Source organism: Gluconobacter sp. P5E10, from assembly GCF_018812145.1.
Classification (GTDB): domain Bacteria; phylum Pseudomonadota; class Alphaproteobacteria; order Acetobacterales; family Acetobacteraceae; genus Gluconobacter; species Gluconobacter cerinus.
The window spans coordinates 72,393-85,853 of the sequence record NZ_JACRVZ010000005.1 but is presented as its reverse complement, the minus strand read 5'-3'; the positions used below and the strand labels follow the sequence as shown (position 1 = coordinate 85,853).

General features: G+C 57.6%; 13 protein-coding genes. 7 read left to right on the top strand and 6 right to left on the bottom strand.

All coding sequences use genetic code 11. The annotated features are described in order from the left end of the window. Nucleotides 1-18 precede the first annotated feature (18 nt). The 3 genes from KP707_RS11775 to KP707_RS11765 are packed head-to-tail and all read right to left on the bottom strand — an operon-like array spanning nt 19 to nt 2,974. A complete protein-coding gene (locus tag KP707_RS11775) occupies nt 19-1,440 on the bottom strand; it encodes an NAD(P)(+) transhydrogenase (Re/Si-specific) subunit beta (protein ID WP_046901232.1) in 1,422 nt (473 codons plus the stop codon). Then, the gene (locus KP707_RS11770) at nt 1,437-1,757 is read right to left on the bottom strand and encodes an NAD(P) transhydrogenase subunit alpha (RefSeq protein ID WP_007282792.1); all 321 of its coding nucleotides are present in this window, start codon (nt 1,755-1,757) and stop codon (nt 1,437-1,439) included. Before KP707_RS11770 ends, KP707_RS11775 begins: the two co-directional genes overlap by 4 nt. Next, nucleotides 1,754-2,974 carry an NAD(P) transhydrogenase subunit alpha gene (locus KP707_RS11765; protein WP_211503312.1) on the bottom strand — a complete coding sequence of 407 codons (1,221 nt, stop codon included), beginning with the start codon at nt 2,972-2,974 and terminating at the stop codon, nt 1,754-1,756. Before KP707_RS11765 ends, KP707_RS11770 begins: the two co-directional genes overlap by 4 nt. 333 nt (nt 2,975-3,307) lie before the next feature. Between KP707_RS11765 and dnaG the strand changes: the two genes are divergently transcribed. From dnaG to KP707_RS11730, 7 genes are all read left to right on the top strand, one after another. Beyond that, nucleotides 3,308-5,146, top strand: a complete 1,839-nt coding sequence (gene dnaG / locus KP707_RS11760; protein WP_203547625.1) for a DNA primase — start codon at nt 3,308-3,310, stop codon at nt 5,144-5,146. 133 nt (nt 5,147-5,279) lie between these two features. Continuing rightward, nucleotides 5,280-7,235 (top strand): RNA polymerase sigma factor RpoD, encoded by a 1,956-nt coding sequence (gene rpoD / locus KP707_RS11755; RefSeq protein ID WP_064275007.1) that lies wholly within the window; start codon nt 5,280-5,282, stop codon nt 7,233-7,235. A gap of 11 nt (nt 7,236-7,246) precedes the next feature. Next, on the top strand, nt 7,247-7,819 hold the full coding sequence (locus KP707_RS11750; RefSeq protein ID WP_211503313.1) for a GNAT family N-acetyltransferase: 573 nt from the start codon (nt 7,247-7,249) through the stop codon (nt 7,817-7,819). A gap of 158 nt (nt 7,820-7,977) precedes the next feature. Continuing rightward, on the top strand, nt 7,978-8,460 hold the full coding sequence (gene rpsF / locus KP707_RS11745; protein ID WP_046901239.1) for a 30S ribosomal protein S6: 483 nt from the start codon (nt 7,978-7,980) through the stop codon (nt 8,458-8,460). A 5-nt stretch (nt 8,461-8,465) separates the two neighbouring features. Further along, on the top strand, nt 8,466-8,756 hold the full coding sequence (gene rpsR, locus KP707_RS11740; protein WP_046901240.1) for a 30S ribosomal protein S18: 291 nt from the start codon (nt 8,466-8,468) through the stop codon (nt 8,754-8,756). 10 nt (nt 8,757-8,766) lie between these two features. Then, a complete protein-coding gene (gene rplI / locus KP707_RS11735) occupies nt 8,767-9,360 on the top strand; it encodes a 50S ribosomal protein L9 (RefSeq protein ID WP_064275005.1) in 594 nt (197 codons plus the stop codon). A 133-nt stretch (nt 9,361-9,493) separates the two neighbouring features. After that, nucleotides 9,494-10,714 carry a cyclopropane-fatty-acyl-phospholipid synthase family protein gene (locus tag KP707_RS11730; protein WP_211503314.1) on the top strand — a complete coding sequence of 407 codons (1,221 nt, stop codon included), beginning with the start codon at nt 9,494-9,496 and terminating at the stop codon, nt 10,712-10,714. Nucleotides 10,715-10,718: 4 nt separating this feature from the next. Here KP707_RS11730 and KP707_RS11725 read toward each other — a convergent pair whose 3' ends face one another. The 3 genes from KP707_RS11725 to KP707_RS11715 are packed head-to-tail and all read right to left on the bottom strand — an operon-like array spanning nt 10,719 to nt 13,459. Continuing rightward, nucleotides 10,719-11,294 carry a DNA-3-methyladenine glycosylase I gene (locus KP707_RS11725; protein ID WP_211503315.1) on the bottom strand — a complete coding sequence of 192 codons (576 nt, stop codon included), beginning with the start codon at nt 11,292-11,294 and terminating at the stop codon, nt 10,719-10,721. After that, complete coding sequence (gene rsmA, locus KP707_RS11720; RefSeq protein ID WP_211503316.1) at nt 11,275-12,099, bottom strand: 16S rRNA (adenine(1518)-N(6)/adenine(1519)-N(6))-dimethyltransferase RsmA; 825 nt, start codon at nt 12,097-12,099, stop codon at nt 11,275-11,277. The genes KP707_RS11725 and rsmA overlap by 20 nt, the downstream gene beginning before the upstream one ends. 1 nt (nt 12,100) lies before the next feature. After that, nucleotides 12,101-13,459, bottom strand: coding sequence for a peptidylprolyl isomerase (locus KP707_RS11715; protein WP_099213214.1), 1,359 nt, complete (start codon nt 13,457-13,459; stop codon nt 12,101-12,103). Nucleotides 13,460-13,461: the final 2 nt, after the last annotated feature.

The window sequence follows — 13,461 nt, the reverse complement described above, 5'->3', positions numbered from 1 at the left end:
GTCTCCTTGAGAAGGGGTTTATGATGCGCCGAGAGCCTTGACGGCTTCGACCATCTTGCTGAGGACGGCCTGCGCATCGCCGAAGACCATGGCGCAGTTGTCCTGGAAGAAGAGCGGGTTCTGAACGGCGGAGTAACCCATGCCCATGCCACGCTTGATGACGAAGACCTGACGGGCCTGATCCGCATTCAGGATCGGCATGCCGTAGATTGGGGAGGATTTGTCCGTCCGGGCGGATGGGTTCACCACGTCGTTGGCGCCGATGATGAGGGCGACATCCGTGTCAGCGAAGCTGTCGTTGATGTCTTCCATGTCATAGATCATGTCGTACGGGACGCCGGCTTCGGCGAGCAGCACGTTCATGTGGCCCGGCATACGACCGGCGACCGGGTGGATGGCGAACTTGACGTCCACGCCTGCGGCCTGAAGCTGCTTGACGAAGTCGTACAGCTTACCCTGAGCCTGAGCGACAGCCAGGCCGTAACCCGGCACGATGATGACAGACGACGCATAGCGCATCGTCGTGGCAGCATCGCTTGGAGCGACGGACTTGGCTTCTTTCTCGGGACCAGTTGCTGTGGAGGCAGAAGCTTCACCGAAGTTGCTGAACAGCACGTTGGCAATCGAACGGTTCATGCCCTTGGCCATCATGACCGTCAGCAGTGTACCAGCAGAACCCACGACCATACCGGCGATCATCAGAGCCGGATCGGCCATGACATAGCCTTCGAGGCCCACAGCCAAACCCGTGAAGGCGTTATACAGCGAGATCACGACCGGCATATCTGCGCCGCCGATGGGGATCGTCATGCAGATGCCAGCCAGCAGGGCGCCGATGAAGAACAGCAGCGTGGCAATACCGCCACCATCCTGATGATACAGGAAGGCTGCCATGATGCCGAGCAGGACGGTCAGCATAAAGACGGCCGCATTGACGATACGCTGGCCGCCGAAGCGGATCGGCTTGTTCATGCGGCCATCGAGCTTGGCCCAGGCGATGATGGAGCCCGACAGGGACATGCTGCCGATCAGGCCACCAGCGACAGTGACGAGAAGCGGAACGATGCCTGTCTCTTTCGGGCCGGTCAGGGCAATGACGGACACAGCCGCGGCCGCACCGCCACCCATGCCGTTGAAGAGGGCGACCATTTGCGGCATGGCCGTCATGGCAACGCTGCGGCCTTTCCAGCCAGCCCAACCGCCGCCGATGACAAGGGCGAGGATGGCCAGAATGACGTTGACGACCAGATGTGGTTTTGCGGCTTCAGAAACACTGAAGATGCCGAGGAAGCTGGCTGCCGTGACGAACAGCATACCCCAACCCGCCGTCACAATGCCGGAAACGGCCGTGACGGGAGAGGACATGCGCTTGAGGCCGTAGACCAGCAGGCCGGAGGCGATAAGGGCGCTGATAGCGACGATATATTCGAGGAGGATCATTTCTGTGCTCCCTTCTGCGGAGCAGCTTTGTCACTGGGCTTGAACATGGCCAGCATACGGTCTGTCACGACGTAACCGCCGACAACGTTACCAGCACCCATCATGACGCCGAGAAAGCCAACAACCTGTTCGAGCACAGAAGAAGCGTTGAAAAGGGCTGTCAGCGCACCCACGACCACGATGCCGTGCACGAAGTTCGAGCCGGACATCAGCGGTGTGTGCAGAATGGAGGGCACGCGGCTGATGACCTCGTAGCCCGTGAAAGCCGCGAGCATGAAGATGTAGAGCGCGATGATGAAGGTCATTGCGGTGATCATCGTGCGGCCTCCTGTCCTGAAGCCTGTGCCGGTGCGGCGGGGGCGGCAGCCGGGGCAGGGGGTTGCGGTGCGGGCGGCGCCGGGGAATTCGGATCGACCGCCGTGCGGATGCCTTCGTTCGTGATGTAGCCATCATGAGTCAGGGCTGTGCCGGAAATGACTTCATCCGTGAAATCCAGCTGGATCTGACCATCCTTGGTCAGGATCTGCTGGAGCAGATGCATGATGTTCTTGGAATAAAGTTCGCTGGCCTGGAGGGCGAGCATGGACGGAACATTGATCGGACCAACGATTGTGGTCGGGCCGACCTGCACCGTCTGGCCAGCCTGTGTGCCTTCACAGTTGCCACCACCTTCTGCACCGAGGTCGATGATGACGGAGCCGGGCTTCATGGCCTTGATCTGCTCGGCATCAATCAGGCGAGGAGCCTTTTTGCCGGGGACGGCTGCTGTCGTGACGATCAGGTCAGCCCGTGCGATGTGGTCGCTGATGACCTTGCGGACCGTCTGTTTTTCTTCGTCTGTCAGTTCGCGGGCATAACCGCCTTTGCCGGTGCCATCCACGCCGGTATCGACGAATTTGGCACCCAGAGACTGTGCCTCTTCGCGTGTTTCGGGGCGGACGTCATAACCTTCCGTGACCGCACCAAGGCGCTTGGCCGTGGCGAGGGCCTGTAGGCCAGCGACACCAAGGCCCATGACAAGAACCTGTGCAGCCCGCAGGGAGCCGACGGCCGTGGTCATCATGGGAAGGATCTTGGTCATGTGCACGGACCCGAGCAGAACGGCGTAATAGCCGGCAAGGGTGGCCTGACTGGACAGGGCGTCCATGGCCTGTGCGCGGGAAATGCGGGGAACCAGCTCCATGGCGAAGCAGGTGACTTTCTGGTCCCGCAGGGCTTTGACCAGATCAGGGTGGTTTCGGCCGTAAATGAAAGACACCAGAACGGCGCCGGGCTTCATGGCCTGAACGGTTTCAATGGTGGGAGGCTGAACGGCGAGGACAATATCCGCATCGCCGAGGAGAGCCTTCCGGTCTGTTGAAAGGGTTACGTCTTTATAGGTTTCATCCGGATAGGAAGAGGCGACACCGGCCCCGTTTTCCATCGCGAAAGAGACGCCGAGGCTGCTAAGGCGCTCGACAACCTGCGGGATCAGGGCGACGCGACGTTCACCGCCTTCGTCCTGTTCTTTTAGTACCGTGATTTTTACGGTCATAGGTTGAGATCCTGCGTCTTTAATCTTTTGTGAAGGCGCGACTCATCCACCCCACTAAAGGGATGCAGGGGCCTGCACCTCGTTCGACTGCCATATTGACGCTATATTTGCGCCTCTTCCATTGATGGGTGTCAAAAGAAAAAAATTTCTTTTAGTTGTCATATTGTAATCGTTTCCAGATCAGGAAAACGGCTACGATTGTTTTGGAAACGGCCAGTAACCTTTCTGTTTTTCTTTGAATGCTCGCTGTTCGAGCCAGAGTGGATTTTCCTGTCTCAGGCTTGTAAGAGCCATCTCTTCCGACGGAACTGATTGAAAGGCTCCTGCTGCCCGATGGCATTCGACGCCGCCTTTCTGGACGAACTCCGCAATCGAACGCCGCTGGCCTCCCTGATCGGGCGTCGCAACAAGCTGGTTCGCTCCGGTCGTAACTGGAAGACATGCTGTCCTTTCCACGGGGAAAAGACGCCGTCTTTCTACGTTTATGATGATCATTTTCATTGCTTTGGCTGTGGCGCGCATGGCGATGCGATCTCCTTTGTCATGCAGAGCGACGGCCGGAGTTTCCCTGAGGCTGTTGAGCAACTAGCCGCTGAAGCAGGCCTTGAAGTTCCGAAGCAGGATCCACGGAGTGAGGCGCGTGCGCGGGAGGTCAAATCTCTTGGCGATGTTCTGTCCCTTGTTCAGGCCAGTTACCGGCGTCGGCTCTTCCTTCCGGAAGGACGGGAAGGGCTTGCTTATCTGCGTGGGCGTGGACTGAGTGACGCGACTATCGAACGGTTTGGTTTGGGGTGGTCTGGCGATGGGCGGCATCTGGTTGAAGAATTGCGCGCCCATGATGTGACGCCTGAAATGCTAGTTCAGGCGGGTATTTTGCGCGTGGATGACCGGGGACAGCCCAAAGGGGAACTGTTTTTCAATCGCGTGACGTTTCCGATCCGGGATCGCCGCGGCAAGCTGATTTCTTTTGGCGCGCGCACCCTGGGGGACGGGCAACCAAAATATCTCAATGGTCCGGAAACGGCGCTCTTCTCCAAGCGGCGCACACTCTACAACCTCGATCTGGCGCGTGAGGCTGTCCACAAGGGCGCTGAGCTTGTTGTGGTTGAAGGGTATATGGATGTCATTGCTCTGGACCAGGCAGGCTTTGGCGGTGCTGTGGCGCCGTTGGGGACTGCGCTGGGCGAAGAGCAGCTTGATCTGTTGTGGCGCATGACGCCCTCTCCGATCCTGTGTTTGGATGGTGATGCGGCAGGAGCCCGCGCCGCTTTGCGGGTCTGTGAAGTCGCGCTTCCGCTGCTGTCTCCCGAACGAACGCTCAGGTTCTGCCGCCTGGACCCTAAAGATGACCCGGACAGTCTGATCCGTACACGCGGCGTTGCGGCCATGAAGGAAGCCCTGTCTGGGGCGACGTCTTTAGCGACTGAATTGTTCGGGTTGATGACAGGGGGAATGGTTGATCCCGGTCCCGATCAGCGGGCGGCGTTGCGTGAGAAGCTTGTTGCTCTGTCAAAGCTGATCCCGGATCGGGCACTTGCGTCTGAGTATCGCAGTACGTTTCTGGATATGTTTTTCGCGCGATTCAGGCGCGGTGGTGGAAGCAAAAAGCCGTTCCAGAAGAAAGGAGCGCCGCTGCCTCTTTCAACGCAGGCCCCTGGCGAGATGCGGCATATCGAGCAGGGGAGTGTGGAGCGTCTCAACATTCTGACTGCGATGCTGCTGCGCTATCCGGATATTCTTCCGGAGGTAGAGCAGGCCTATAGCAGTCTGGCTCTCCCGGTGGATCTGGATCGGATTCGCTCCGCCCTTTTGGACTGGAGTTGTCAGGACGAGGATCTGACGGAAGAGAACTGCCATCGCTGGATCGAGGCTCATGGGCTGACGGATATCGTGGCGGCCGTGACAGAAAGTCCGATGCCTCGGGAAGTGGGGCTCGGAAAAGACAGGGATGAAGTTCTCAAGATCGATGTCGTGGAGAGCTGGTGGCACTTTTACGGGCTTGTAAATTTTCGCAATTTCGAGCGCGAAGTGGCCAATGACATTCAGGCAACCATCATGCAGGTCTATTCTGGTGGAGGGGGCGGAGACTCATCTTTTCCGGAAAGCCTGCTGGCGCGGATGAGGGTTCTGGAAGCGCTGCGGCGAGGTGAGGATGTTGAAGAAGAAGGGTGAAAAGGCCGGGGCTAACGTTTTTTATTGCCCTGAAGTTGCTTTCTTTTTCGTCTAAACCTTGACTTACGGCTCAGGATCGACCACCTGCACGCTGCCGAATTGCTTGCTTTCGGTGGAGTTGAGGGAGAGACGCATGGCGACGAAAACAGCCTCTGGTACGGATCGGAACGCGCAGGAACAGGAGGGGGATGCCACTCTTCTTGATACGCAATCCGCTGCCGTGAAGCGGCTGATCGCCAAAGGGCGTGAGCGTGGCCATATTACCTTTGACGAGCTGAACGCCGTTCTGCCGCAGGACCAGATGTCCTCTGAGCAGATCGAAGACGTGATGGCAGCTCTGTCAGAGATGGGCATTCAGGTTCTGGAAAACGAAGAACAGGACGAAGCTGAGCCGGCTCAGGAAGAAGCCAAGGAAGAAGCTGAGGAATCAGACGAGCCTCAGGGCGGCAATATTGATGCCGAGGCTGCCAGCCGCACGGATGATCCGGTTCGGATGTATCTGCGTGAGATGGGGTCTGTAGAGCTCCTGTCCCGCGAAGGCGAAATCGCGATCGCCAAGCGCATTGAAGCGGGTCGTGACGAGATGATTGGCGGGCTTTGCGAAAGCCCGCTGACGATCCGCGCGATCATTTCCTGGCATGAACGCCTCAAGGACGGCGAAATGCTGCTCCGTGACATCGTCGATCTGGAAGCCAGTCAGGCTGTCGGTCCGGGTCCTGAAGGCGAAGAGGGCGAGGAAGGCGAGGAAGCTGCGGCTGACGAAGACGCCACGGACGACGATGCCGAAGAAGGCGACGGTGACCAGCAGGAAGGCAGTGGCCTGTCCCTGTCTGCTCTGGAAGAGAAGCTGAAGCCAGAAATCCTGGCTCGTTTCGAGGCCATTGAGCCGCTGTATCACAAGCTGCGTCAGCTTCAGGTCAAGCGTCTGGAGGCTCTAACGGCCGGTGAGGAAAGCTCGGACAAGTCTGAGAACATCTACGAAGAGCTGCGCCATGAACTGGTCAGTCTGGTGGAGCAGGTTCACCTGCATAACAACCGGATTGAAGAGCTTGTTGCCCAGATCAAGATGCATGTTCAGCGTCTGAATAACCTCGAAGGCCGCTTGCTGCGTCTGGCTGAGGGCTGCAAGATTTCGCGTGACGACTTCCTGCTGAAGTATCGTAATCGCGAGATGGACCCAACCTGGGTTGATTTTATTTGCACTCTGCCCGGTAAGGGTTGGAAGACGCTGACAACCAAGCACCTGGACCAGATCCGGTCCATGCGTGCTGATCTTGCGGCGCTTTCTCACGAGACTGGCCTGCCGGTTGGGGAATTCCGTCGTGTGTATGCGACCATTTCCCGTGGTGAGCGTGACTCCACGCGTGCCAAGAAGGAAATGATCGAGGCTAACCTTCGTCTCGTGATCTCGATTGCCAAGAAGTACACGAACCGTGGTCTGCAGTTCCTGGATCTGATTCAGGAAGGCAACATCGGTCTGATGAAGGCTGTGGACAAGTTCGAGTACCGTCGTGGTTACAAGTTCTCGACCTATGCCACCTGGTGGATCCGTCAGGCGATCACGCGTTCTATCGCCGATCAGGCCAAGACGATCCGTATTCCGGTGCACATGATCGAAACGATCAACAAGCTGGTGCGGACGTCCCGTCAGATGCTGCATGAGATCGGGCGCGAGCCTGCTCCAGAAGAGCTGGCTGAGAAGCTCGGCATGCCGTTGGAGAAGGTCCGGAAGGTCCTGAAGATCGCCAAGGAGCCGATCTCCCTTGAAACGCCGATTGGCGACGAGGAAGACAGCCATCTCGGTGACTTCATTGAGGACAAGACGGCTGTTATTCCGTTGGATGCCGCGATCCAGACCAACCTGCGTGAAGCAACCACGCGTGTTCTGGCATCATTGACGCCACGTGAAGAGCGCGTTCTGCGGATGCGCTTCGGTATTGGCATGAACACGGACCACACCCTTGAGGAAGTGGGCCAGCAGTTCAACGTGACGCGTGAGCGTATTCGTCAGATTGAGGCAAAGGCTCTTCGCAAGCTCAAGCACCCGAGCCGCAGCCGCAAGCTGCGTTCCTTCCTCGACGATAACTGATCGTCTGGGTCATGCTGCCGGCCTGGCTTCATCCGCAGGGATCATCCACCCGTTTTGAAGTGGGTGTGACTTTTCTGGAGACGAGGGCAAGCCGCCCAGCTCCGGTTTTGCCAGAGGGGGTCTCTCTTGAGAGAGTTCTCCCTCCGGCATTGCCGCTATACCGCAAGCTTTATCGGGAAGTCGGTGAGGCATATTGCTGGTGGATGCGTCGTCCGATGCCGGACGAAAAACTTGCTGAAATTGTCCATGATCTTGACGTTTACTTCATGGTGCTCTGGCAGGCAGATGGTACGCCTCTCGGGTTTTACGAACTGGATCTGAGAGAGGGGGGAGACGCTAATCTGGCGTATTTCGGACTTCTGCCAGCAGCGATTGGTCATGGCTTAGGTCGGGCATTGCTGGATTCCGCGATTTCTCAGGCGTTTGCGGCAGGGTGCTGGCGATTGCGGGTCAATACCTGCACACTGGATCATCCCAGAGCTCTGACCAATTATCAGAAATGTGGGTTTGTAATTCAGTATGTTGTTCAGGAAATCTGGAACGTTCCTGACGAATATGTCCCGGCAGAGCTGCGTCGACTCTGAGTTTATCCTTGATTTCCGTTAGGCTGCATGATTAATGCAGCCTTTCCCTGCCGGGCGATGTGGCGTCGCGCCGGCTATACCCGCGCTTTCCCCAAAGATTGCACTGTCTCCGGCACGGGCTGGACCAGTTGGGTTGACCTTATCCGAAGGGAGTTTTCATGCCACTGTACGAAAGCGTGCTCATCGCACGTAACGATGTGTCTCAGGCACAGGTCGAGAGCCTGGTTGAGACCATTGAAGCCCTGCTGACCGAGAATGGTGGTTCCATCCAGAAGCGCGAATTCTGGGGTCTCCGTTCGCTCGCATACCGCATCAAGAAGAACCGTAAGGGCCATTACGTCCTGCTCGGTATCGACTGCACGCCGGATACGCTTCGTGAAGTTGAGCGTCAGCTTGGCCTGAACGAAGACGTGCTTCGCGTTCTGACGCTTCGCGTTGACGAAATCGACGAAACTCCGTCCCCGGTTCTTGCTCGCAAGAATGATGACCGCGGCGACCGTGGTAGCTTCCGTGGCGGCTCCAAGCCGGCTGGTCGCTTCGAGAGCGGCCGTGGCGGCCCGCGTCGTGGCAGCGAAGACCGTGAAGAATACCGTGCACGCGGCGAGCAGGACGATGCTCGTGAGGCGGCTGGAGCGGAGTAAGAAACATGTCCGATACAACCACCACCGACGTGAACGACGTCAACCCAGCAGCCCGTCGCACGGCTGTCGGCGCACGCCGTCCTTTCTATCGTCGTCGTAAGTCCTGCCCGTTCTCCGGCCCGAATGCGCCGAAGATCGACTACAAGGACGTGCGTCTTCTGAGCCGCTTCCTCTCTGAGCGTGGCAAGATCGTGCCGAGCCGTATCACGGCTGTTTCGGCCAAGAAGCAGCGTGAGCTGGCGCAGGCTATCAAGCGTGCCCGCTTCCTTGCCCTGCTCCCCTACGTCGTAAGCTGAGGAGAGCACCATGTCCCAGACCGCACTGATCCTGCTCCAGCGGGTCGAGCATCTCGGCCAGATGGGCGATCTTGTTTCCGTGAAGCCGGGTTACGCCCGTAACTTCCTGCTTCCGCAAGGCAAGGCGATGCGTGCTACGGCCGCAAACCGCAAGCGCTTTGACACGGAGCGCGCCCAGCTTGAAGCGCTGAACATCAAGAAGCGCGAAGAAGCTGAGCGTCTTGCCGAACGTATGGACAGCCTGTCTGTCGTCATCATCCGTCAGGCAAGTGACAGCGGCAACCTGTACGGCTCCGTCAGCACGCGTGATATCGCTGTTGCTGCTACGGATGCTGGCCTTACGGTTGCTCGTCAGCAGGTTGTTCTGGCTCACCCGATCAAGTCTCTTGGCCTGACGGAAGCCCGCATCGTACTGCACCCGGAAGTTTCCATTCCGCTGACAGTCAACGTTGCACGTTCTGCTGAAGAAGCTGAGCGCCAGGCCCGCGGTGAAGCCGTTGGCGTGGAAGAAGAGGATGACAACATCCTCGGCGAACTGCAGGCAGAGAACGCAGCTGAAGAAGCTGCTGCCGAAGCTGCAGTCACGGAAGAAGCCGAAGGCTGATTTCGCTGGCATAGCCAACAGAAAACCCGGCCGGGTATTCCCGCGCCGGGTTTTTTGATGTCTGCTCTCCCGGTCCGGCAACTGAAGACTGTGTCATGTCTTGTCATGACGCGTGAACAGGAGGGAGACAGGCGTGAAACCCATTCTCGATTTCGTTCTGAAGAAATTTATTCAGGTCGGAACACTGCGAGTCACGTTCAGTGACGGCACGATACAAACCTATCGTGGGGCCTTACCCGGCGTTGAAGCGGGCTTACATCTCAAAACAAAACAGGCTGAGCGTTCTCTGGTTATTAATTCCGGGTTGGCGTTTGGCGAAGAATACATGGCTGGCGAACTTGCGCCGGAAGGATGCACTCTTGAGACACTGATGATCGTCCTCATGGCGAACATCACCCAAGGCGGTCATGTTTTTGAAGAGATCGAGGATCGACTCCGTTATCTTCTCCGACCTTTCAAGGGGCTGAATTCCCTGAAACGGTCATGCCGGAATGTTGCGCATCATTATGATCTGAATGGTCGCCTTTATGACTTGTTCCTGGATAAGGACCGTCAATACTCCTGCGCCTATTTCCAGCGTGAAGACATGACGCTTGAGGAGGCTCAGATCGCGAAGAAGCGACACATTGCCTCCAAATTGAATCTCAATCGTCCGGGACTGGAAGTTCTGGATATTGGCTGTGGTTGGGGCGGTCTGGCGCTGACGCTGGCAAAAGAATATGGCGCAACGGTTGTCGGTATTACGCTTTCCAAGGAGCAGTTGGAGGAAGCGCGGGCTCGGGTGCGCGCCGAGGGGCTGGAAGGGCAGGTCCGTTTCGAGCTCATGGACTACCGCAACGTTCACCACGAGTTCGATCGTGTCGTGTCAGTCGGAATGTTCGAGCATGTTGGGCAGCCGCAATTTGAGCGCTATTTTCGCGGAATCAAGGAATGTCTGAAGCCGGATGGTGTGGCCTTAATCCACTCGATCGGCCGAACGGACGGGCCTGGAACGACTAACGCCTGGCTCCAGAAATACATCTTTCCCGGCGGATATTCCCCGTCTCTAAGCGAGACGCTGGCTGCTGTTGAGCGCACTGGCCTTTGGATGACGGACTGCGAAGTTCTACGTTTGCACTATGCCAAGACAATTGCAGAATGGCGTAAGCGCTTTGAGGCCAACAGACAGAAAATTATTGATCTGTATGACGAACGGTTTGTGCGGATGTTCGAGTTATATCTCGTGGGGAGCGAGCTGGCGTTCCGCGTGCAAGGGCACATGAATTTTCAGCTTCAGCTGACACGGTCCGTGGATGCCGTGCCTTTGACCCGTGATTACATGTTTGAAAGTGAGCGTGCGAAAAGCGCGGTCTGAGTTTTTAAACCTGGGGTTTGTAGCGAAAGCAGCATGGGTCATGATCGTGGATCAGACCCACGGCCTGCATCCAGGCATACACGATGACAGGTCCCACGAAGCGAAAGCCCCGGACTTTTAAAGCTTTAGACACAGCTACTGAAAGAGGCGACTGCGCCAGGACCGCTCCGGTTGAATTATAAATCGGAGCATCCGGGACCAGGGAGGCAATGAAATCTGCGAAATCTTCGCCTTGTTCCTTCATGGCGAGGTAGGCTTGTGCATTGCCTATGGTGGCTTTGATCTTGGCACGGGCTCGGATAATGCCGGGATCCTGCATGAGGCGGTCGATATCCTGTTCCGTAAAGAGTGCTACTTTTTCAGGGTCAAAGTTAGCGAAGGCTTTTCGAAATCCTTCGCGCCGTTTCAGAACAATTGCCCAGGACAAGCCAGCCTGAAAGCTTTCCAGAACGAGGGTCTCCCACAGTTCACGACTATCACGGATCGGAACACCCCACTCTTCGTCATGGTACTGACGAAGAAGGGGGTCTGTTACGGCCCAACGACAGCGAGGAAGGTTCTCAGGCGCGGGAGCGGGCAAGATGCAGCTCTGCAAGGCGGCCAAATTCTGCAACGCTCAGGGTTTCAGCCCGGCGTGTGGGCTCGATACCCGCAGCGTCCAGAAGTGCTTCCCCACCAATCGATTTAAGAGATGAGCGTAGCATCTTGCGGCGCTGTCCGAACGCGGCGGCTGTAACGCGCTCCATCGCACGGAAAAGCTCTGGTGCGGGCTGCTCTACATGCGGAATGAGAACCGCAACGGCTGAGTGGACCTTGGGCGGTGGGGAAAATGCCCCGGGTGGAATGCGCAGAGCCACGGAGCAGGACGCGCACCATTGAGCCAGGACAGCAAGCCGCCCGTAAGCAGACGTATCTGGCTCAGCACAGATGCGTTCAGCAACTTCAAGCTGGAACATCAACGACAGGCGTTCCCAAGAATGGGCCTGTCTCAACCAGCCAACAAGAAGGGGCGTGGCAACATTATAAGGCAGGTTAGCGATGATCTGTCTGGGAGCAGGGGCAAGGCTCGCTGCATCCAGTTTCAGAGCATCCTGCCGGATAATATGCAGACGATCCGGATAGTGCCCGGTCAGTTCTTCGAGCAGCGGCCACGCGCGTTCATCAATTTCCACAGCATCGACGCGGCTTGCCGGACTATCGAGCAGAGCGCGTGTCAGGCCACCAGGACCAGGTCCGATTTCAACAACGCTTCGCCCCGTCAGATCGCCACCCAAGGTGACGATCCGGGCACAAATTCCGGGATCCAGAAGAAAGTGCTGACCGAGGGATTTTTTTGCATCCAGACCGTAAGCCTGGATGGACTCTTTCAGAGAAGGAAGGCTCACGTCAGTTGAGAGCCGGCTTCGCTGCGGGGCGGATATCGATGATGGACCGGCGCTGTAGATCCCGCTGGAGCTGACGGGACGCCTGCTCAACGCGCTCGTTCATGAGCTGATCGGCAATTTCCCCCGGTGTCTGCTGTGCCAGATTTTTCTGCTGGCGGTCACAGACCATCAACAGGGCAATACCATCCATGGACACCAGCGGGTGGCTCACCTTGTTTATGGGCAGAGGCTCGATAATGGAGCGCATCTGGGGCGCCAGGCGTTCCAGAACCTGAGTTCCGGGATTGCTGGGGCGCTTCTCACCCTGGGCTTTGTTAAGCGCTTCCAGAGCATCGCAGCTATGGATCGTTTCGACAGCGTGCGTCGCTTTCTGAAGAGCTGCCTGCTGCTGAGGTGTAGGGTTCTGTGGGTTCAGCGGCGCATCAAACGGGAAGAAGGCCTGACGCAGGGCAACGAGCGTGCCCATCTGTTTGCCGACGACACGTTTGGCCTGAACTGTTGCGATGACAAAGCCGCCAGCAACCTGGATCGGGTTGGAAATGGCGCCAATTGGCATCTGTCGCACGACATTCACGACCTGTGGGTCAAGGTTGTCTTCCTGCACCCAGCCCATGGAGCCGCCATCGAGAGCAGACTGTGCTTGCGAGAACTGCGCGGCAACAATCGGGAAGGGCGCGCCTTCGCGAAGCTGGGAGATGATGGTGCGTGTGAATGTGAGTTCGTTTTCATCGTGGCGCGGGTCAGCAACAGGAACGAAAATTTCGCTCATCATGTACTGCGCGCGACCCTGCTCAGCCTGAAGGGCCTGCTCACGTTGTGCGATCTGGGTGGCTGTAATGCGGCCCCCTTCGCCCAACTGTTCACGAAGGACCTGCATCCAGCCAATCTGCACACGGATCTGATCGATCAGCGTTGTCAGGGAAACGCCATCGGATGCCAGACGGTCACGCAGGGCATTTTTGGGCATGCCGTTGCGCTGTTCGATGTTGCTGATGGCTCCGGCAATCTGCTCAGGCTCGACATTGATGTGTCGCTTGAGCATTTCCTGAGTCTTCAGGCGTTCTTCGATCAACTGGTGAATGATCTGGCCGCGCATGCGGTTCATGACATCCGGGCTGACGGGCAGGCCGGTGGAAAGCACGAACAGCTTGGCGCGGTTATCCACATCACGCTGGGTCAGCACCTGACCGTTGATAACAGCCAGGATCTGGTCTTCAGGCGGTTTCGCTGCGGGTGCCTGCTCCTTTTTGGGAGCACTTTTGTGTGCGGGTGCAGCATGCGCCACAGCGGTTGGAGCCGCCGCAGAGAAGGCCAGCAGGGCAACCAGGGCAGTAGATGCGATGCGATGGGTCTTGGACATGC